The following is a 17,974-nucleotide window of genomic DNA, read 5'->3' on the forward strand; positions in this document are numbered from 1 at the left end:
CGCGGGCCTCGGCGACCAGGGCGAAGGTCAGCCCGTCCAGGACCGTGCGCAACGCCCCGGCCACCCCCAGGGCGTCCACGACCCCGGCGTCGAAGACGTGCACCAGACCCGCCGGGTCCACCACCCCGCCCTCGGCACCACCACGGCCGGCACCACCGAGGCCGGCGGCGCGGTCCAGGCCGCGGACCGCGGCCTGCAGGCCCCGGTCCAGCTCCTCCCCGGCCCACCCGGCCGGCTCCTGCCGCTCCAGGGCCAGGGTCTCCTCGGCCTCGGCCAGCAGCAGCCAGTACTCCGCGTCCCCCTCCTGCGGGTCCTCACCGAACAGCGCCTCCTGCTCGGCGAACACCCCCAGCGCGAACGCGACCTGCTCATCACTGACCGGCCCGCCCACGAACTCCTCCCACGCCTCCACCGCACGCGCCCCGCTGCTCATCTGCCAACCCCTCCTCCGCCGCCCGGAGCTCTGCCGCCCCTGGTTCGCTCGCCCCTCATCTCCATGACCCCACTCAACCAGGCACCACCGACATACCCACCCCACGCCCCTGACCAGCACAGACGCGCGGGAGAGGGCTACTGGTGACTGGCGATCCATGAAGGAGGAAACTGAAAGACATGCGCCGACTCTGGATCGTCCTCCTCGCCGTGGTGGTGGTCGTCGTCAGCACCTCCGTCTGGCAGGGCGACTACCTGTTCGCTGCCGCCTATGCCGTGGGCGGGCTCGCCCTCGTGTGGTGGACGGCGCCGTGGCGGGGCGGCCGCACCATCACCCACCAGGAGGTTCTTGCCATGCCCGAGTCCGAGCGTCCCGTGGTCGTCTACTGGCGACCCGGCTGCGGTTACTGCCAGCGGCTCCGGCACGTCCTCGGCGAGGACGCCGGAAGGGCGACCTGGGTCAACATCTGGCAGGACGAGGAGGCGGCGGCGTTCGTGCGCAGCGCCAACGACGGCAACGAGACGGTCCCGACCGTCGTGATCGACGGCATACCCCACACCAACCCCGACGCCGAGACCGTCCGCGCCGGGCTCACCGCATGACGACGGTGCGGACGCGCCGGGTCCACGACCACGTCCACGACCCGGAGGGCACGCAGGGGTATGTCGTGCTCGTCGACCGGCTCTGGCCGCGCGGCGTCCGCAAGGAGGCGCTGCGCCACGATCTCTGGGCCAAGGACGTCGCGCCGAGCACGAAGCTGCGGACGTGGTTCCACGGCCTGACCGGGCAGGAGCAGTCGGAGCGCTTCGACGAGTTCGTCCGCCGGTACCGCGAAGAGCTGTCCGCCGAGTCCGCCGACGCACTCGGGCAGCTGGTGGAGCAGCTGCGGGGCGAGCAGGAGGTCACCCTGCTCTTCGGCGTGAGGGACGTCGAGCACAACCACGCGCAGATCCTGGCTGAGGTTCTCCGCCGACGGCTGCGCTGAGCCGTCCGGGCGAGCGCCCGGCTCATCGGTGGGAGCGTCGGGGCTGTCGCCCCAGGCACCTAGACTGGCCCGCATGTCCAACCTCTCGCGCGACGACGTCGCGCACGTCGCCATGCTGGCGCGCATCCAGCTCGAGGACCACGAGCTCGACCGCCTCGCCGGCCAGCTCGACCAGATCGTCGACTGGGTCGGCCAGATCAACGAGGTCGCCGCCGCCGACGTGCCCCCGATGTCCCACCCCCTGCCCCTGGTCAACGTGACGCGCCCCGACGAGGTGCGCCCGAGCCTGACCCAGCAGCAGGCGCTGGCCAACGCGCCCGACCCCGAGGGCGGCCGCTTCGGCGTCCCGCGGATCCTGGACGAGGAGTGAGCGAGATGACCGCACGCGACCTGACCCGCCTCACCGCGCTCCAGATGGCCGACGGCCTGGCTGCGGGGGAGTTCACCTCGGTCGAGCTGACCCAGGCCCACCTGGACCGGATCGAGCGTCTCAACCCCAGCCTCAACGCCTACCTGCTGGTCGACGCAGAGGGCGCCCTCGCGACCGCGGCGAACGTCGACGCGGCCCGCGCAGCGGGCGAGGACCTGCCCCGCCTGGCCGGCGTCCCCGTCGCGGTCAAGGACATCGCCTGCACGCGGGGCCTGCCCACGACCGCCGGCTCGCGCATGCTCGAGCACTTCGTCCCGCCCTACGACGCGACGATCGTCACGCGCCTGAAGGACGCGCGGATGCCGATCCTCGGCAAGACCAACATGGACGAGTTCGCGATGGGCTCCTCCACCGAGCACTCCGCCTTCGGCCCCACCCGCAACCCGTGGGACCTCGAGCGGATCCCCGGCGGTTCCGGCGGCGGGTCGAGCGCGGCGGTCGCGGCATACCTCGCGCCGCTGGCGATCGGTTCGGACACCGGCGGCTCGATCCGCCAGCCGGCCGCCGTCACCGGCTCGGTCGGCGTCAAGCCCACCTATGGCGCGGTGAGCCGCTACGGCATCATCGCCCTCGCCTCGAGCCTGGACCAGATCGGTCCGTGCGCGCGCACGGTCGCCGACGCGGCGCTGCTCCACGAGGTGCTGGCCGGGCACGACCCGATGGACTCGACCTCCATCGACGCCCCGGTGCCGCCCGTCGTCGCCGCCGCCACCGGCACCCGTGACCTCACGGGTCTGCGCGTCGGCGTCGTCAAGGAGATCGCCCGCGAGGGCTACCAGGAGGGCGTCAGCCGGTGCTTCGAGGAGGCGCTGCAGCACCTGCGCGACCTCGGGGCCCAGGTCGTCGAGGTCTCCTGCCCCCACTTCGTCCACGCCATGGCGGCCTACTACCTCATCCAGCCGTCCGAGGCGAGCTCCAACCTCGCCCGCTACGACGCGATGCGCTACGGCTCCCGCACCACGCCGGAGGGCAGCCCGAGCGCCGAGCAGGTGATGGCCGCCAGCCGTGACGCCGCCTTCGGCGACGAGGTCAAGCGCCGCATCATCCTAGGCACCTACGCGCTGTCCAGCGGCTACTACGACGCCTACTACGGCCAGGCCCAGAAGGTCCGCACGCTGATCGCCGGCGACTTCACCGCCGCGTTCGAGCAGGCCGACGTGCTGGTCAGCCCGACCACGCCCACGACCGCCTTCCGGATCGGCGACAAGCTGGACGACCCCATGGCGATGTACCTCAACGACATCGCCACCATCCCCGCCAACCTCGCCGGCGTCCCGGGCATGTCGATCCCGTCCGGTGTCGCGGACGAGGACGGCCTGCCCGTCGGCTTCCAGCTCCTCGCCCCGGCGATGGAGGACCAGCGCCTGTATGCCGTGGGCGCGGCCCTGGAGGCCCGCCTCGCCGAGGCCCAGGGCGGCTACGTCTTCGAGAAGGCTCCCGAGATCGAGGTGCAGGCATGACCGCGACGACCGACCGCACCGTCCCCTATGCGGACGCCCTCACCCGCTACGAGCCGGTCATGGGCCTGGAGGTCCACGTCGAGCTCAGCACGGCGACCAAGATGTTCTGCGGCTGCGCGACCGAGTTCGGCGCCGAGCCGAACACCCAGACCTGCCCGGTCTGCCTCGGCCTCCCGGGCGCGCTGCCGGTCGTGAACCGGACCGCCGTCGAGTCGGCGATCCGGATCGGTCTGGCGCTCAACTGCCGGATCGCCGAGTGGTGCCGCTTCGCCCGGAAGAACTACTTCTACCCGGACATGCCGAAGAACTTCCAGACCAGCCAGTATGACGAGCCCATCGCCTTCGACGGATGGCTCGACGTCGAGGTCCCGGCCAACGAGGCAGGTGAGCCGCCCTTCACCTTCCGGGTCGAGATCGAGCGGGCGCACATGGAGGAGGACACCGGCAAGTCCACGCACGTCGGCGGCGCCACGGGCCGGATCCACGGCGCGGACTACTCCGTGGTCGACTACAACCGTGCCGGCATCCCGCTGATCGAGATCGTCACCAAGCCCCTCGTGGGCGCGGGCGACCGGGCGCCCGAGGTCGCGCGTGCCTACGTCGCGGCCCTCCGCGACCTGCTGCGGGCCCTCGACGTGACCCACGGCCGCATGGAGCAGGGCAACATCCGCTGCGACGCCAACGTCTCGCTCATGCCGATCGGGTCGGAGGTCCTCGGCACCCGCACCGAGACCAAGAATGTCAACAGCCTCCGCTCCGTCGAGCGCGCCGTCCGCTACGAGATCACCCGCCACGCGGCGGTCCTCGACGCCGGCGAGAAGGTCTTCCAGGAGACCCGCCACTGGCACGAGGACACCGGCATCACCACCGCCGGTCGGCCCAAGTCCGACGCCGACGACTACCGCTACTTCCCCGAGCCGGACCTGGTGCCGGTGGCCCCGAGCCGCGAGGAGGTCGAGCGGCTGCGCGCGACCCTCCCGGAGAACCCGGCCGAGCGGCGCAAGCGGCTCCAGGGCGAGTGGGGCTTCTCCGACCTGGAGATGCGCGACGTGGTCAACGCCGGAGCAGTCGAGGTGATCGAGGAGACCGTCGCCGCCGGCGCGTCTCCCGCCGCGGCCCGCAAGTGGTGGACGGGCGACCTGGCCCGCCGCGCCAACGCCGACGGCGTCGCCGTGACTGACCTCGGCGTCACCCCGGCCCACATCGCCGAGCTCGACGGGCTCGTCACCGGCGGTCGCCTCAACGACTCGATGGCCCGCCAGGTCATGGACGGCGTCGTCGCCGGCGAGGGCACCCCGACCCAGGTCGCCGACGCCCGCGGCCTCGAGCTGGTCCAGGACGACGGTGCCCTCCAGGCCGCCGTCGACAAGGTCATCGCGGCCAACGCCGACGTCGCCGAGAAGATCAAGGGCGGCAAGGTGCAGGCCGCCGGCGCGCTCATCGGCCAGGTCATGAAGGAGATGCGCGGCCAGGCCGACGCCGCCAAGGCGCGCGAGCTGATCCTCGCGACGCTGGGCGTCGAGGGCTGATCGCCCGCCCCGCAGGGGCGCTGCAGCTGCGGTGAGGGGCTCGGCATACCGTCTGGGTATGCCGAGCCCCTCACCTGTCGCCGCCGTCCCCGCCGAGTTCGTGCCGCACCTCGGCCCCCTGGAGGGGGTCGAGGTGCTGGCGTACGACGGACACGACGCCACCACCGTCCCCGGTGGCGGGCGCGAGGTGGACGTGCTGGTGCTGCCGTTCTACGGCCGCCCGTGGCTCAAGCGCATGGGCGAGGTCCCCGGCGTCCGGGCGGTGGTCCTGGCCAGCGCGGGCTACGAGCACGCGCTGCCGTTCGTGCCGGAGGGCGTGCAGCTGGCGAACGCGGTCGGTGTCCACGACACCCCGACCGCCGAGATGGCGCTGACGCTGATCCTCGCCGCGCAGCGGGCCATCCCGGACTACGTCCGGGCGCAGGGCGAGGGGCGCTGGGACACCACGGCGATCGGCCAGCGACGAGCGCTGGCCGACTCGCGGGTCGTCATCCTCGGCTACGGCGGCATCGGGCGGGCGCTGGCCCGACGGCTGCTCGCCTGCGAGGCCGAGGTGGTCGCCGTCGCGAGCCGGGCCCGTGCGGGGGACGAGTATGTCGACGCCGTGCACGGCATCGAGGAGCTGCCGTCGCTGCTCGCCGACGCGCACGTGCTGGTCGTGGCCGTCCCGCTCAGCGAGCGCACCCGTGGGCTGGTCGACGCCGACGTGCTCGCGGCGCTGCCCGACGACGCGCTCGTCGTCAACGTCGCGCGCGGCCCGGTGGTGGACACGGAGGCCCTGCTCGCCGAGTGCGGCAGCGGCCGGCTGCGCGCCGCGGTCGACGTCACCGACCCCGAGCCGCTGCCCGACGGCCACCCCTTCTTCTCGACCCCCGGCGTGCTGGTCAGCCCGCACGTCGGCGGCGGCACACCGGCGGCCTACCCGCGGATGGGGGCCTACGTGAGCCGGCAGCTCACGGCATACCGCGACCACGGCCGCCTCGACCACGTCGTCGCGGAGGGCTGACTTCTGGCGCGGCGGGGCGTGCACTCAGACCGGCACTTTCGAGCATGCCGAGCAGCAGACCCCCTGGGGGAGCGGAGAGGATCCTCTCCACGGAGAAAGTGCCGGTTTGACTGCACAGGCTGACCCGCTGAGGACCTGGCGGGGCGGGGCGGGGCAGCGCTAGCGTGAGGCGCATGACCCGCACGCTCGTCCTGATCCGGCACGCCAAGGCGGAGAAGATCCATCCTGACGGCGACCACGAGCGCGAGCTCGCGGAGCGTGGCGTCGCCGACGCCCAGGCGCTGGGGCGCTGGCTGGCCGAGGAGGAGCTCGCGCCCGACCTGGTCCTCGTCTCGACCGCCACGCGGACCCGCCAGACCGCCGACCGGGTCCTCGAGGGGGCCGGCGCCTCGGACGCCGAGCAGTGGCCCGACCGCGGCATCTACACCCACGGGCCGGAGGGTGTGCTCTCCGCCGTCCGCGAGGCCGACCCCGAGGCGGGTGTGCTGTGGGTGGTGGGGCACGAGCCGTCCATGAGCGTGGTCACCCTGGCCCTGGCCGACCCGACGACCTCGTCCGGGCCGGCGCTCGCCGGCGTGCGCGACCACTTCCCGACGGCCACGGCCGCCGTCCTCGTCGTGGACGCGCCGTGGGCCGACCTCGCGGAGGGTATGGCGCGGCTCGCCGCGGTGCACACCGCCCGGGCTGAGCTGGGCTGAGCTGAGCGGAGCGGAGCACCGCCCGGGCAGCGACGGCCGGGTCCGTGAAAAGGGTGTCGGGGATGTCGGTGCGCCGACGTAGGGTTCATCAACGTGACTGGACCGGTGATCAGGGCAGAGGGGCTGCGCAAGAGCTACGGCGACTTCGCCGCCGTCGACGGCATCGACTTCGAGGTGGCGCCGGGGGAGAGCTTCGGCCTCCTCGGCCCCAACGGGGCAGGCAAGTCAACGACGATGCGGATGATCGGCGGCACGCTCGACCGCTCCGGCGGCACGCTGGAGGTGCTCGGCATGGACCCTGCCGAGCACGGCCCCGAGGTCAGGGCGCACCTGGGCGTCATACCCCAGCAGGACAATCTCGACGAGGAGCTGCGCGTGCGCGACAACCTCGTCATGTACGGCCGCTACTTCGGCCTGCCGCGCTCCTACCTGCTGCCCAAGGCGGAGGAGCTGCTCGCCTTCGCCCAGCTCGAGGCCAAGGCGACGGCGAAGGTCGGTGACCTCTCCGGCGGTATGAAGCGCCGGCTCACCATCGCCCGCGGGCTGGTCAACGGGCCCCGGATCCTGCTGCTCGACGAGCCCACGACCGGGCTCGACCCGCAGGCTCGGCATGTGTTGTGGGACAGGCTGTTCCGGCTCAAGGAGGCCGGCACCACGCTCGTGGTGACCACCCACTTCATGGACGAGGCCGAGCAGCTCTGCGACCGGCTCATCGTCGTCGACCGCGGGCGGATCATGGCCGAGGGCTCGCCCCAGCAGCTCATCCGGGAGCACTCGACGCGCGAGGTGGTGGAGGTCCGGTTCGGGTCCGATCGCAACGCGCAGGTGGTGGCCCAGCTCGACGGCGTCGGCGAGCGCAACGAGGTGCTGCCCGACCGCATCCTCATCTACACGCACGACGGCGAGGGCGCTCTGGAGGAGATCTCCCGGCGCGGCCTGCACCCGGTCACCTCGCTGGTGCGCCGTTCCTCGCTGGAGGACGTCTTCCTCCGGCTCACCGGGAGGTCGCTCATTGACTGAGCCCCAGACCCGCGCGGCGGAGGTCGACACCAACCGCCTCGCCTACTCTGGCACCGCACCCTCGCACGCCGAGATGGCTGCGCGGGCCCGCCGCTTCGGTGTCTGGTACTACGCCGAGACCGTCCTGCGTGGCATGCGCGCCTACTTCTGGCCGATCCTCGGCTACGCCGTCGGTCAGCCCCTGCTCTACATGGTCGCGATGGGCGTCGGCCTGGGTGCCCTGGTGTCCCAGGGGGCGGGCGCGGTCGACGGCGTCGACTACCTCACCTTCGTCGCGCCCGCGCTCCTCGTGTCGACGGTCGTCATGTCGGTCTCCGGCGAGATGACCTACCCGGTCATGGCCGGCTTCAAGTGGCAACGCCTCTACTACGCACCGGTCGCCACGGCCGTGGAGCCCGGCCAGGTGGCCCTCGGTCACCTGACCGCGGTGGTCATCCGCTTCCTCGTGCAGTCCTTCGTCTTCTGGCTGGTGATGCTCGCCTTCGGGGCCGCGCCCTCGGGCTGGAGCTGGCTGGTGATCCCCGTGGGCGTGCTGAGCGCCACCGCCTTCGGCGCGCCCCTTCAGGCGTATGCCGCCACGATCGAGGACGAGGGGTTCCAGTTCGCCTTCATCCAGCGGTTCGTGGTCATGCCGATGTTCCTCTTCGCCGGCACCTTCTTCCCGCTGTCCGTGATGCCCGGCTACCTGCAGTGGATCGGCTGGATCTCGCCGGTCTGGCACGGCACCCAGCTGGCCCGGCTGGCCTCCTACGGCGCGGACGTCTCCGCGACCATGGTCGCCGTCCACCTGGCCTTCCTCGTCGCCCTCACCGTCCTCGGCATGGCACTGGCCGTGCGCGTCTACACCCGGAGGCTGCGCAAGTGACCACATCCGTCCAGACCCGGCGCACCGGCATACCCGCGCCGCTCGCCGGGCTCACGTCCGGCAACGTCGGCGCCGTGCTCGAGCGCGGGTTCAAGGTCATCAAGAACCAGAACTGGATGATCCTCGTCTCCGGGTTCTTCGAGCCGGTGTTCTACCTGCTCGCGATGGGCATCGGCATGGGCGGGCTGGTCGGCGAGGTCTCCGGCCCTGGCGGGGAGCCGATCACCTACGCCGCCTACATCGCGCCGGCGCTGCTGGCCACGTCGGCCATGAACGGCGCGATCTACGACTCGACGTGGAACGTCTTCTTCAAGCTGCGCTTCGCCAAGCTCTACCAGGCGATGCTGCAGACCAGTCTCGGCCCGCTCGACGTGGCGCTGGGCGAGATCCTCATGGCCCTCTTCCGCGGGTTCGTCTACGCGCTCGGCTTCCTCGGGGTGCTGGCGGTCATGGGTCTGGTGACGTCCTGGTGGTCGCTGGCGATGGTGCCGGTCGCGGTCCTCATCGCCTTTGGCTTCGCCGCCCTGGGGATGGGCGTCACGAGCTTCATGACGACCTTCCAGCAGATGGACGTCGTCAACTTCGTGATGCTGCCGATGTTCCTCTTCTCCGCGACGCTCTACCCGATCAGCGTCTACCCGGAGCCGATCCAGTGGTTCGTCATGGCCATGCCGCTGTGGCACGGCGTGGAGCTCATGCGGCAGCTCTCGGGCGGCCACCTGACCGGGATGACGCTGGTCCACGTCCTCTACTTCGTGGGGATGACCGGCCTCGGCCTGTGGCTCACGACCGTGCGGCTGCGCAAGCTCTTCCTGCGCTGACGGCATCGGTGCATAGGGTGGGGGCGTGACCTCAGTGCTGGACCCGGACACCGCCGACCTGACCCTCCTGCAGGACCGGCAGGTGGCGGTGCTCGGGTTCGACGCGCTGGCCGCGGCCCACGCCCTCAACCTGCGCGACAGCGGGGTCGACGTCCGGGTCGGGACGAGCCCGGACAGCCGTGGGGCGGCACGCGCCGAGATGGAGGGCCTCACGGTGGTGACGCCGGAGGAGGCGGTCGAGCACTGCGACATCGTGCTCGTGCCGGTCCAGCCGGGGCAGCACGACGAGGAGGACCTCGCCGAGGTCCAGCGCCTGCTCGACGAGCACACCCAGCCCGGTGACCTCGTCGTCGTGACCACCGGCGAGCCGGTGCGGACGGGTGTGCTCACGGTGGCGGAGGGCGTGGACCTGGCGATGCTGCGCGCGGTCGGCGACGGTGACCGGGTGCGCGAGGAGTACCTCGACGGCCGTGGCTGCCCCGCCCTGGTCGCGGTGGCCCGTGACGGCAGCGGCGCGGCGTGGGCGACGCTCACGGCATACGCCGCCGCGATGGGCGCGCTGCGCTCGGGGGCGATCGTCACCACGCTGGCCCACGAGGCGCGCGCCGCGAGGTATGCCGAGGCGCACGTCTACCGCCCGCTGTGGGCGAGCGTGGAGGCGGCCTTCGACACGCTCGTCGCGAGCGGCGTCGAGGAGGAGGTGGCCTACCTCGCTGTGGTCCACGAGCTGAAGACCCGGGTCGACCAGGTGCACGCGGCCGGTCTGGCCACGCAGTACGGCCCGGAGGGTCGCCCCGGGGAGGGCCCTGGCGCCGGTGCCACCAGCCGGCGCGCGGCCCAGCGCTCGGCGCACCCGATCGAGCACGTGGGGCGGCGCGTCCGGGCGATGATGAGCTGGATCCGCTGACGCAAGGTCACCCGAGGCGGGTGCGGAGCACCCCCTGCGGCGGACTACGCTCGGTCCATGACCCAGACGCCGACGTCGACCAGCTTCGCCCGCACCGAGAACCCCGCCCGAGCCACGGACGAGCAGATCGCCGCCGTGCTGGCCAACCCCGGCTTCGGTGTCCACTTCACCGACCACATGGTGCTGGTGGACTGGGACAAGGGCGAGGGCTGGCACGACCCGCGCGTGGTGCCCTACGGCCCCCTGCAGCTCGACCCGTCGGCCGCCGTCTTCCACTACGGCCAGGAGATCTTCGAGGGCATGAAGGCCTACCGCCACGCGGACGGCTCGGTCTGGACCTTCCGTCCCGAGCGCAACGCCGAGCGGCTCAACGCCTCGGCCCGTCGTCTGGCCCTCCCCGAGCTCCCGCCGACCGTCTTCCTCGACGCGGTCAAGGAGCTGGTCAGCACCGACCAGGCCTGGGTGCCCTCGGCCGACAGCGGCGAGACCTCGCTCTACCTGCGACCCTTCATGATCGCGACCGAGGCGGCGCTCGGGGTGCGGCCCAGCAACAAGGTGCTCTTCTCGGTCATCGCCTCCCCGGCGGGTGCCTACTTCGCCGGGGGCCTGAAGCCGGTCAGCCTGTGGGTCAGCGAGCTCTACGTCCGGGCCGCTCCTGGCGGCACGGGCGCGGCCAAGTGCGGCGGCAACTACGCCGCCTCCCTCGCCTCGCAGGCCGAGGGCATCGAGCACGGCTGCGACCAGGTGGTCTTCCTCGACGCGGTGGAGCACACCTACGTCGAGGAGCTCGGCGGCATGAACCTCTTCTTCGTCTACGCCGACGGGCGCATCGTCACCCCCGAGCTCACCGGCACGATCCTGCCCGGCGTCACCCGCAGCTCGCTCGTCGAGCTGGCCCGCGAGCGCGGCCACGACGTCCAGGAGCGCCGCTTCTCGATCGACGAGTGGCGTGACGGCGTCGCCAGCGGCGAGATCACCGAGGTCTTCGCCTGCGGCACGGCGGCGGTCATCTCGCCGGTGGGCCGGCTGGCCTGGAACGGCGGCGAGCTCGCCATGCCGGAGGCGCACGAGGTCACGATGTCCCTGCGCGAGGAGCTGCTCGACATCCAGTACGGCCGCGCGGAGGACCGCCACGGCTGGCTCTACCCGCTGGTCTGAGCCTCAGGGCACCTCGGGCAGGGCGGCGAGCGCGTCCAGGAGCCGGCGCCGCAGGTCGTTGGACCGGACGGTGAAGGTGCGCTGCGCCTCGACATACTCCGCCTTGCCCTCGGTCGTCTCGATCCGCACCGGCTCGTAGCCGAGCTCGCGGAGGTCGTAGGGGGCGGCGCGCATGTCGAGCTCGCGGACGTCGCGCGCCAGCCGGAAGGCGTCCAGCGTGAGGTCGCTCGGCACCGCGGGACTGAGCTTGAAGCACCACTTGTAGAGATCCATGCCGGCGTGCAGGCACCCCGGCTGCTCCAGCTCGAGCTGTCGCTCGCGTGTCGGCGTGAGCGTGTTGCGTGGCGTGGCCTCGGGTGTGAAGAAGCGGTAGGCGTCGAAGTGCGAGCAGGCGACCGTGTGCGACTCCACGACCTCGTCGGTGCCGGCCGGCCCGAGGCGCAGCGGCCAGCCGCCGTGCCGTACCTGCTCCGGCGTGGCGCGGTAGACCATCGCCCACTCGTGCAGCCCGAAGCAGCCGAACCGCCCGGGCCGCGACAGGGTGGCGATGAGCAGGTCGCGCACGAAGGCGACCGTCCGACCGCGCCGCTGCGCGAACCCCTCGGCGTCCAGGTATGCCGCGCCAGCGCCGGTCGCGTAGAACGCCCAATCCTCCCGCTCGGCCGCCGCCCCCGCGAGAGCCACCTGCGGTCCCGGGTGCCAGCGGGCGAGCTGGGCGGGACGGAAGGCGTAGTACTCCCACAGGAAGTCGTCGACCGGGTGCGTGCGACCCTCGACGCGACGCGCCAGCCGGTCGGCCGAGAGCTGCTCGACCGCCGCCGCGTGGGCGCCGGCGCGCGCACGCCATACCGGCTCGTCGAGGATCTGCACGATGTCCCAGGGTAGGTCCGAGGAATTTCTCAAGAAAGTTTGCGTCGTCGTGTCGAACCGTCGGGGCGCCGTCCGGCATACCGTTCAGAAGGCGCCGACGGGGTGCCTCGACCTGGAAGGCAGAACCAAGGGTTCCATCCGCAGCAGCCTGTTCATCTCCCTCGACGGCATCATCGAGTCGCGGAGGAGTGGCACTTCCCGTACTTCGACGACGAGATGGGAGCGGTGGTCGGCGAGCAGATGTGGCAGGGCCACCGCGACCCTGCTCGGTCGCCAGACCTACGACGAGTTCGCCGCCTACTGGGCGACCGCCGACCCGCAGGACCCGTTCACGGCGGCGATGAACGGTGGTCGCAAGTTCGTGGTGTCCTCCACGCTGGAGTCGGCCGACTGGAGAACTCGACGAGCTCCACCTGCTCGTCCACCCGGTCGTCGTGGGCAAGGGCAAGAAGCTCTTCGGGGACGGTGAGCAGGTGCCTCTCATGCTGCTGTCGTCCACGACCTTCGGCACCGGAGTGGTGCACCTGGTCTACGGTCCGACGGAGGCCTGAGCCGTGCGCTACATGCTCATGCAGTACCAGACGCAGGAGAACGAGGACGGCGTCGTGACGTCGGCGGAGCAGCAGGCCGCGATCGGTGAGTACCTGCGTGAGGGCTCCCTCGCCGGTGTCTTCCTCACCGGAGAGGGGGTCCACAGCAGCCGCAGGGGCGCCCGGATCGAGGTCGGCGACGAGGGGTCCGTCCGCGTCATCGACGGACCGTTCGCCAAGGCCAAGGAGCTGATCGCCGGCTTCGCGATCCTCGAGGTGGACTCCCTGGAGGAAGCCGTCGAGCACGCCCGACGGTTCGCCCTCCTCGTCGGCACGCACCGCGTCGACGTGCGCAAGGTCGGCGAGTACGCCGACCTGGCCCTGCCGGACCAGCAGGGCTGAGCGCCGGAGGACGAGGAGGTGACCCACCGATGAGCGCGGCATCGGTCGACGCGGCCGTCGCAGCCCTGTGGCGCATCGAGTCGCCTCGCCTCGTCGCTCGCCTGGGCCGGCTCGTCGGCGACCTCGACAGCGCCGAGGAGCTGGCCCAGGACACGTTCGCCGCCGCACTGGAGAAGTGGCGCCGGGACGGCATACCGGACAGGCCGGAGGCCTGGCTCGCGACGACGTCGCGGTTCCTGGCGATCGACCGGATCCGCAGCGGATCGTGCGGGCGAAGCGGACGCTGGCGGGGGCTGGCGTCCGGTTCGAGCTGCCCGCCCCAGGGGACCGCACGGCGCGCCTCGACGCCGTGCGCGAGGTGGTCTATCTCCTCTTCAACGAGGGGTATGCCGCGTCGTCGGGAGAGGCGTGGGTGCGCACCGACCTGTGCGCGGAGGCGCTGCGCCTGGGGCGGATGCTGGCCGAGCTCACGCCGCGTGACCCCGAGTCCCTGGGGCTGCTCGCGCTCATGGAGCTGCAGTCGTCGCGACTGCCGGCGCGGACCGCACCGGACGGCTCTCCGGTCCTGCTCGAGGACCAGGACCGGTCGCGGTGGGACCGGCTGCTGGTGCGACGTGGGCTCGATCTGCTCTCCAGGGTCGAGGCGCTGCGGGGCAACGCCGGGCCCTACGCCCTCCAGGCCGCGATCGCCCCCTGTCACGCCCGGGCGGCGCGCGCCGAGGACACCGACTGGGAGCGCATCGCCGCCCTCTACGACGGACTCGTCCAGGTCGTGCCCTCACCGGTCGTGGAGCTCAACCGGGCCGTCGCGGTCGGGCGTGCCTTCGGGCCCGAGGCGGGACTCGAGGTGGTCACACCGCTGCGGGGTGCGGCATCCCTGCGCAGCTACCACCTGCTGCCTGCTGTGGCTGGCGACCTGGAGTGCGCAGCCGGCCAGCATGCTGCGGCACGTGACGACTTCCTCCGGGCGGCGGCGCTGGCCGGCTCCGCGGCCGACCGGGAGACGATGCAGCGGCGGGCCGCGGAGTGCGTGGCTCACGCCGACGGCTGACCGGACCGGCAGGAGTGCCTGCTCGGTCGGGCAGGAGTGCCTGTTCGGTCGGGCAGGAGGGCACGCCATACCCTTGTCCCCATGCGCATCTGCCGATTCACCTCCGGTGACGACCCCCGGTTCGGACTCGTGGACGGTGCGGGGGAGAAGATCGCCGAGATCACCGGTGACCCCCTCTACACCCGGATCGAGCTGACCGGCGAGACGTTCGAGGTGGCCGACGTGCGCCTGCTCGCCCCGGTCATCCCGCGCAGCAAGGTGGTCGCGATCGGCCGCAACTACGCGGACCACGCCAAGGAGATGGGCAGCGAGCTCCCCGCCGAGCCGATGATGTTCTTCATCCCCAACACCTCCGTGTGCGGCCCCGGCGACCCCGTCGTCATCCCGACCTTCGCCCACGAGATCTCCTACGAGGCGGAGCTGGCCGTGGTCATCGGGCGCATGTGCAAGGACGTGCGGCCCGAGGACGCGCGGTCGGTGATCTTCGGCTACACCGTGGCCAACGACGTCACGGCGCGCGACCTCCAGCGCGGCGACGGGCAGTGGGCCCGGGCCAAGGGGATGGACACCTTCACCCCGCTCGGTCCCTGGATCGAGACCGACCTCGACGTCTCCGACCTGCGGGTGACCTCGAGCGTCGACGGCGAGCCCCGCCAGGACGGCACGACCGCGGACATGGTCTTCGGCGTCGCCGAGATCGTCGCGCACGCCTCGGCCGCGTTCACCCTCCTGCCCGGCGACGTCCTCCTCACCGGCACTCCGGCGGGCGTCGGCCCGATCACCCCCGGCCAGCGCTGCGAGGTCGCGGTCGAGGGGATCGGCTCGCTGTCCAACATCTTCGTCAGCGCCGACGACGCGGCCAACGGCGAGGGCTGACCCGGGCATGACCGACGCCCCGATCGGGGTCTTCGACTCCGGCTACGGCGGGCTCACCGTCGCGCGGGAGATCCTCGACCAGCTGCCGCAGGAGTCGATCCTCTACCTGGGGGACACCGCCCGCACGCCCTACGGCCCACGTCCGATCGCCGAGGTGCGCCAGTTCGCCCTCGAGTGCCTGGACCGCCTGGTGGACCACGGCGTCAAGGCGCTGGTCATCGCCTGCAACAGCGCGTCGGCGGCGGTCCTCGCCGACGCCCGGGAGCGGTATGACGTGCCCGTCGTCGAGGTCATCCGACCCGCGGTGCGGCGCGCCATGTCCGTGACCCGCTCCGGCCGCATCGGGGTGATCTCGACCGCGGCGACCCACCAGTCGCGCGCCTATCTGGACGCCTTCGTGGCCGCCCCGCCGTCGGTCCAGGTCTTCTCCCAGCCGTGCCCGCGCTTCGTCGAGCTCGTCGAGGCGGGCATCACCAGCGGTCCGGAGGTGATCGAGACCGCTCGTGACTACCTCGCGCCGCTGCAGGAGCAGGGCATCGACACCCTCATCCTCGGCTGCACGCACTACCCGTTGCTGACCTCTGCCCTGCAGTACGTCCTGGGCGAGGACGTCTCGCTCGTGACCAGCTCGGCGGCCACGGCCGCGGAGCTGTTCCGGACGCTCACCGACGGCGGGCTGCTCGCACCTCCCGGCAACGAGCCGACCCACCAGTGGCTCACCACCGGCGACCCCCAGGGCTTCACCTTCCTGGCCCGGCGGTTCCTGGGCCCGGAGGTCGACCAGGTCCACCGGGCCTTCGTGGGGCGGGAGGAGGAGCGGGTATGACGTGCCGCTCGAGGTCGGGGGCCGTCAGAGGAGCTCGGCCACCTCGTCCTCGCTGAGCGGACGGACCGCCCGACCCTCGAGCAGCAGGGCGAGCTGGGCGGTGACCTCCAGCTCCTCGGCCGCGTTGACCGCGCCCTCCAGGCTGTCCCCGGCGACCAGGCTGCCGTGGTTGCTCAGGATGAGCGCAGCCCCGCGACGACCCTGCTCACGGATCTCCGCCTCCATCTGCGGGTCCCCCGGCCGGTAGTAGCGCACGAGGGGGACCTCGCGCCCGAGGCGCATCACGAAGTACGGCGTGAGCGGGGGGATGAGCGGGCCATCGCCCGTCCGGAGGCAGCTCAGCGCCGTGACGTGCGGCGAGTGCAGGTGCACGATCGCTCGCGCCCCGGGCCGGGCGTCGTACATCGCCCGGTGCATGACGACCTCCTTGGACGGCCTGTCGCCGCCGACATGCTGCCAGTCGGCGTCCAGCAGCGACAGGCGGTCGGCGTCCAGCCGACCCAGCGAGGAGTTGGTCGGCGTCATCAGGTAGCCGCTGGACAGGCGCACGCTGATGTTGCCGGCCGTGCCCACGGAGAAGCCCCGCTGGAACAGGCTCGCCGCCAGGTCGACGATCTGCTGCCGCGCCTCGGTCTCGTGCATCGGGTCCCCTTCGGTCGGGTGGCGGAGTGGTCGGTCGGTCAGACGATGAGGTCGGCCACGAGGATGGTGACGAGGCTCGTCGCCCAGGCCACCGTGGTCGGGACCGACCACGTCAGGATCTGGTGCTTGACGGTCTTGACCCCGAGCATCCTGTTGACGACCCAGAAGAGGCTGTCGTTGAAGTAGCTGAAGATCATCGCGCCGAGCGTGGCCGCCTGCGCGGCGAGCACCATGTTGACGTCCGGGATCTCGGCGAGGATCGGCGCGGAGAGGGACGCGGAGGTGATGATGGCCACCGTGCCGCTGCCCTGGACCAGGCGCACCATCGTCGCGATGAGGAACGGGATCAGCATGACCGGCAGCGGCAGGTCGGCCACCCACTCGCCGATCGCCTGACCCACGCCGCTGTCGCGCAGCACCGCGCCGAGCGCACCACCGGCACCGGTCACGAGCAGGATGATGCCCGCGGTGTCGATGCCCTTCTCCATCTGGGCCAGCGCGTCGTGGCGGCTCAGGCGGCGGGACACGCCGTAGATGGCGAGCAGCACGCCGATGAGCACGGCGATGACCGGGTTGCCGATGAAGGCCGCGGTGCTGACGACGATCGCGGGCAGCGCACCCTCGTCGGCGGTGGCGATGCCGTTGATGCCCGTGTTGAGGAAGATCAGCACGATGGGGACGAGGATCGGCAGGAGCGACATCAGCAGGGAGGGCAGCTCCTTCTCACGCTCGTCTGCCAGCGCGCTGAACTCGCTGAAGGCGTCGGAGGCCGTGAGCGCGTCGCCGGTGTCGCGCTCGATCATCGCCTCGATCTTCGGGCCCATGACGCGCGCGTAGATCGTGACGGTGAACAGTGCCGGGATCGTGAGCAGCAGGCCGTAGACGATCATGTCGCCGATGTTGACGCCGAAGATGCCGGCGGCACCGAGCGGGCCGGGCGTGGGCGGGACGGCGTGGTGGGTGAGCACCATGCCTCCGGCCAGGGCGATCCCCAGGGTCAGCACCGACCGGCCGGCCGTGCGGCTCAGCGACTTGACCAGCGGGTTGAGGATGACGAAGGCGCTGTCGACGAAGATCGGGATCGAGATGATGTAGCCGGCGACCGCCAGCGCCCACTCCTCCCGCTTGGTCCCCAGCCAGCGGATCAGCGTGATGGCCAGCTTCTCGGCGGCCCCGGAGATCTCGAGCAGGCGGCCCATCATGACGCCGAACCCGACGACGAGGCCGATGGTGCCGAGGGTCGAGCCGAACCCCGAGGTGATGGACTTGATGGCCGCGTCGGGCGTCATGCCGGCCGAGAGGCCGGCGATCGACGCGGCGACGATCAGGGCGAGGAGCGCGTGCACCTTGGTGCGGAGCACCAGGAACACCAGGACCGCGATCGCGGCGACGAGGCCGACGACGGCGCTCGGCCCGATCGTGGTGACGGTTTCGTTCATGGGAGGAGGTCTGCTTTCAGGGTGGT

Annotated in this window: 21 protein-coding genes and 1 pseudogene; 18 read left to right on the forward strand and 4 right to left on the reverse strand. The window is 71.8% G+C overall.

Features of this window, described 5'->3' with window-relative positions; genetic code table 11:
- Positions 1 to 433, reverse strand: a 433-nt coding sequence (locus IEV65_RS03355) for a hypothetical protein (RefSeq protein ID WP_188428173.1), incomplete at its 3' end; no start/stop codon positions are given.
- 179 nt (positions 434 to 612) lie between these two features.
- On the opposite strand from IEV65_RS03355, the gene IEV65_RS15895 reads away from it, so the two are divergent.
- The 12 genes from IEV65_RS15895 to IEV65_RS03415 all read left to right on the forward strand — a co-directional run bounded on the left by IEV65_RS15895 (position 613) and on the right by IEV65_RS03415 (position 11,312).
- Entirely contained in the window at positions 613 to 1,035 is a 423-nt protein-coding gene (locus IEV65_RS15895) for a glutaredoxin domain-containing protein (protein ID WP_188428174.1), read from the forward strand.
- Positions 1,032 to 1,418, forward strand: coding sequence for a DUF488 domain-containing protein (locus IEV65_RS03365; protein WP_188428175.1), 387 nt, complete (start codon positions 1,032 to 1,034; stop codon positions 1,416 to 1,418). Before IEV65_RS15895 ends, IEV65_RS03365 begins: the two co-directional genes overlap by 4 nt.
- A gap of 73 nt (positions 1,419 to 1,491) precedes the next feature.
- Entirely contained in the window at positions 1,492 to 1,788 is a 297-nt protein-coding gene (gene gatC / locus IEV65_RS03370; RefSeq protein ID WP_188428176.1) for an Asp-tRNA(Asn)/Glu-tRNA(Gln) amidotransferase subunit GatC, read from the forward strand.
- A gap of 5 nt (positions 1,789 to 1,793) precedes the next feature.
- Entirely contained in the window at positions 1,794 to 3,308 is a 1,515-nt protein-coding gene (gatA, locus tag IEV65_RS03375; protein WP_188428177.1) for an Asp-tRNA(Asn)/Glu-tRNA(Gln) amidotransferase subunit GatA, read from the forward strand.
- Entirely contained in the window at positions 3,305 to 4,837 is a 1,533-nt protein-coding gene (gatB, locus tag IEV65_RS03380) for an Asp-tRNA(Asn)/Glu-tRNA(Gln) amidotransferase subunit GatB (RefSeq protein WP_188428178.1), read from the forward strand. Before gatA ends, gatB begins: the two co-directional genes overlap by 4 nt.
- 58 nt (positions 4,838 to 4,895) lie before the next feature.
- The gene (locus IEV65_RS03385; protein ID WP_188428179.1) at positions 4,896 to 5,843 is read left to right on the forward strand and encodes a 2-hydroxyacid dehydrogenase; all 948 of its coding nucleotides are present in this window, start codon (positions 4,896 to 4,898) and stop codon (positions 5,841 to 5,843) included.
- 173 nt (positions 5,844 to 6,016) lie between these two features.
- A complete protein-coding gene (locus IEV65_RS03390) occupies positions 6,017 to 6,541 on the forward strand; it encodes a SixA phosphatase family protein (protein ID WP_188428180.1) in 525 nt (174 codons plus the stop codon).
- 105 nt (positions 6,542 to 6,646) lie between these two features.
- Positions 6,647 to 7,561 carry an ABC transporter ATP-binding protein gene (locus tag IEV65_RS03395; protein WP_229734841.1) on the forward strand — a complete coding sequence of 305 codons (915 nt, stop codon included), beginning with the start codon at positions 6,647 to 6,649 and terminating at the stop codon, positions 7,559 to 7,561.
- Positions 7,554 to 8,426, forward strand: coding sequence for an ABC transporter permease (locus tag IEV65_RS03400; protein WP_229734843.1), 873 nt, complete (start codon positions 7,554 to 7,556; stop codon positions 8,424 to 8,426). The genes IEV65_RS03395 and IEV65_RS03400 overlap by 8 nt, the downstream gene beginning before the upstream one ends.
- Complete coding sequence (locus tag IEV65_RS03405) at positions 8,423 to 9,247, forward strand: ABC transporter permease (RefSeq protein WP_188428182.1); 825 nt, start codon at positions 8,423 to 8,425, stop codon at positions 9,245 to 9,247. Before IEV65_RS03400 ends, IEV65_RS03405 begins: the two co-directional genes overlap by 4 nt.
- Positions 9,248 to 9,272: 25 nt before the next feature.
- On the forward strand, positions 9,273 to 10,154 hold the full coding sequence (locus tag IEV65_RS03410; protein ID WP_188428183.1) for an NAD(P)-binding domain-containing protein: 882 nt from the start codon (positions 9,273 to 9,275) through the stop codon (positions 10,152 to 10,154).
- A gap of 57 nt (positions 10,155 to 10,211) precedes the next feature.
- The gene (locus tag IEV65_RS03415; RefSeq protein WP_188428184.1) at positions 10,212 to 11,312 is read left to right on the forward strand and encodes a branched-chain amino acid aminotransferase; all 1,101 of its coding nucleotides are present in this window, start codon (positions 10,212 to 10,214) and stop codon (positions 11,310 to 11,312) included.
- Positions 11,313 to 11,315: 3 nt separating this feature from the next.
- Here the strand turns inward: IEV65_RS03415 and IEV65_RS03420 are convergent, their stop codons facing one another.
- Positions 11,316 to 12,182 carry a 3-methyladenine DNA glycosylase gene (locus tag IEV65_RS03420; protein ID WP_188428185.1) on the reverse strand — a complete coding sequence of 289 codons (867 nt, stop codon included), beginning with the start codon at positions 12,180 to 12,182 and terminating at the stop codon, positions 11,316 to 11,318.
- 434 nt (positions 12,183 to 12,616) lie between these two features.
- Between IEV65_RS03420 and IEV65_RS15550 the strand changes: the two genes are divergently transcribed.
- The 6 genes and pseudogenes from IEV65_RS15550 to murI all read left to right on the forward strand — a co-directional run bounded on the left by IEV65_RS15550 (position 12,617) and on the right by murI (position 15,867).
- Complete coding sequence (locus IEV65_RS15550; RefSeq protein ID WP_229734845.1) at positions 12,617 to 12,733, forward strand: hypothetical protein; 117 nt, start codon at positions 12,617 to 12,619, stop codon at positions 12,731 to 12,733.
- A 12-nt stretch (positions 12,734 to 12,745) separates the two neighbouring features.
- Entirely contained in the window at positions 12,746 to 13,114 is a 369-nt protein-coding gene (locus tag IEV65_RS03430; RefSeq protein WP_229735050.1) for a YciI family protein, read from the forward strand.
- Between the two features lie 29 nt (positions 13,115 to 13,143).
- Positions 13,144 to 13,314, forward strand: a pseudogene (locus IEV65_RS15900) (sigma factor); the annotation flags it as partial.
- Between the two features lie 65 nt (positions 13,315 to 13,379).
- Positions 13,380 to 14,165 carry an RNA polymerase sigma factor gene (locus IEV65_RS03435; RefSeq protein WP_308642547.1) on the forward strand — a complete coding sequence of 262 codons (786 nt, stop codon included), beginning with the start codon at positions 13,380 to 13,382 and terminating at the stop codon, positions 14,163 to 14,165.
- Between the two features lie 81 nt (positions 14,166 to 14,246).
- Positions 14,247 to 15,041 carry a fumarylacetoacetate hydrolase family protein gene (locus tag IEV65_RS03440; RefSeq protein ID WP_188428187.1) on the forward strand — a complete coding sequence of 265 codons (795 nt, stop codon included), beginning with the start codon at positions 14,247 to 14,249 and terminating at the stop codon, positions 15,039 to 15,041.
- 7 nt (positions 15,042 to 15,048) lie between these two features.
- Complete coding sequence (gene murI / locus IEV65_RS03445) at positions 15,049 to 15,867, forward strand: glutamate racemase (protein WP_188428188.1); 819 nt, start codon at positions 15,049 to 15,051, stop codon at positions 15,865 to 15,867.
- A 24-nt stretch (positions 15,868 to 15,891) separates the two neighbouring features.
- Here murI and otnC read toward each other — a convergent pair whose 3' ends face one another.
- Positions 15,892 to 16,509, reverse strand: coding sequence for a 3-oxo-tetronate 4-phosphate decarboxylase (otnC, locus tag IEV65_RS03450; protein WP_188428189.1), 618 nt, complete (start codon positions 16,507 to 16,509; stop codon positions 15,892 to 15,894).
- A gap of 38 nt (positions 16,510 to 16,547) precedes the next feature.
- Positions 16,548 to 17,948, reverse strand: a complete 1,401-nt coding sequence (locus IEV65_RS03455; protein WP_188428190.1) for a GntP family permease — start codon at positions 17,946 to 17,948, stop codon at positions 16,548 to 16,550.
- Positions 17,949 to 17,974: the final 26 nt, after the last annotated feature.

Origin of the sequence: Ornithinimicrobium tianjinense (assembly GCF_014636495.1) — a bacterium.
GTDB lineage: Bacteria > Actinomycetota > Actinomycetes > Actinomycetales > Dermatophilaceae > Ornithinicoccus > Ornithinicoccus tianjinensis.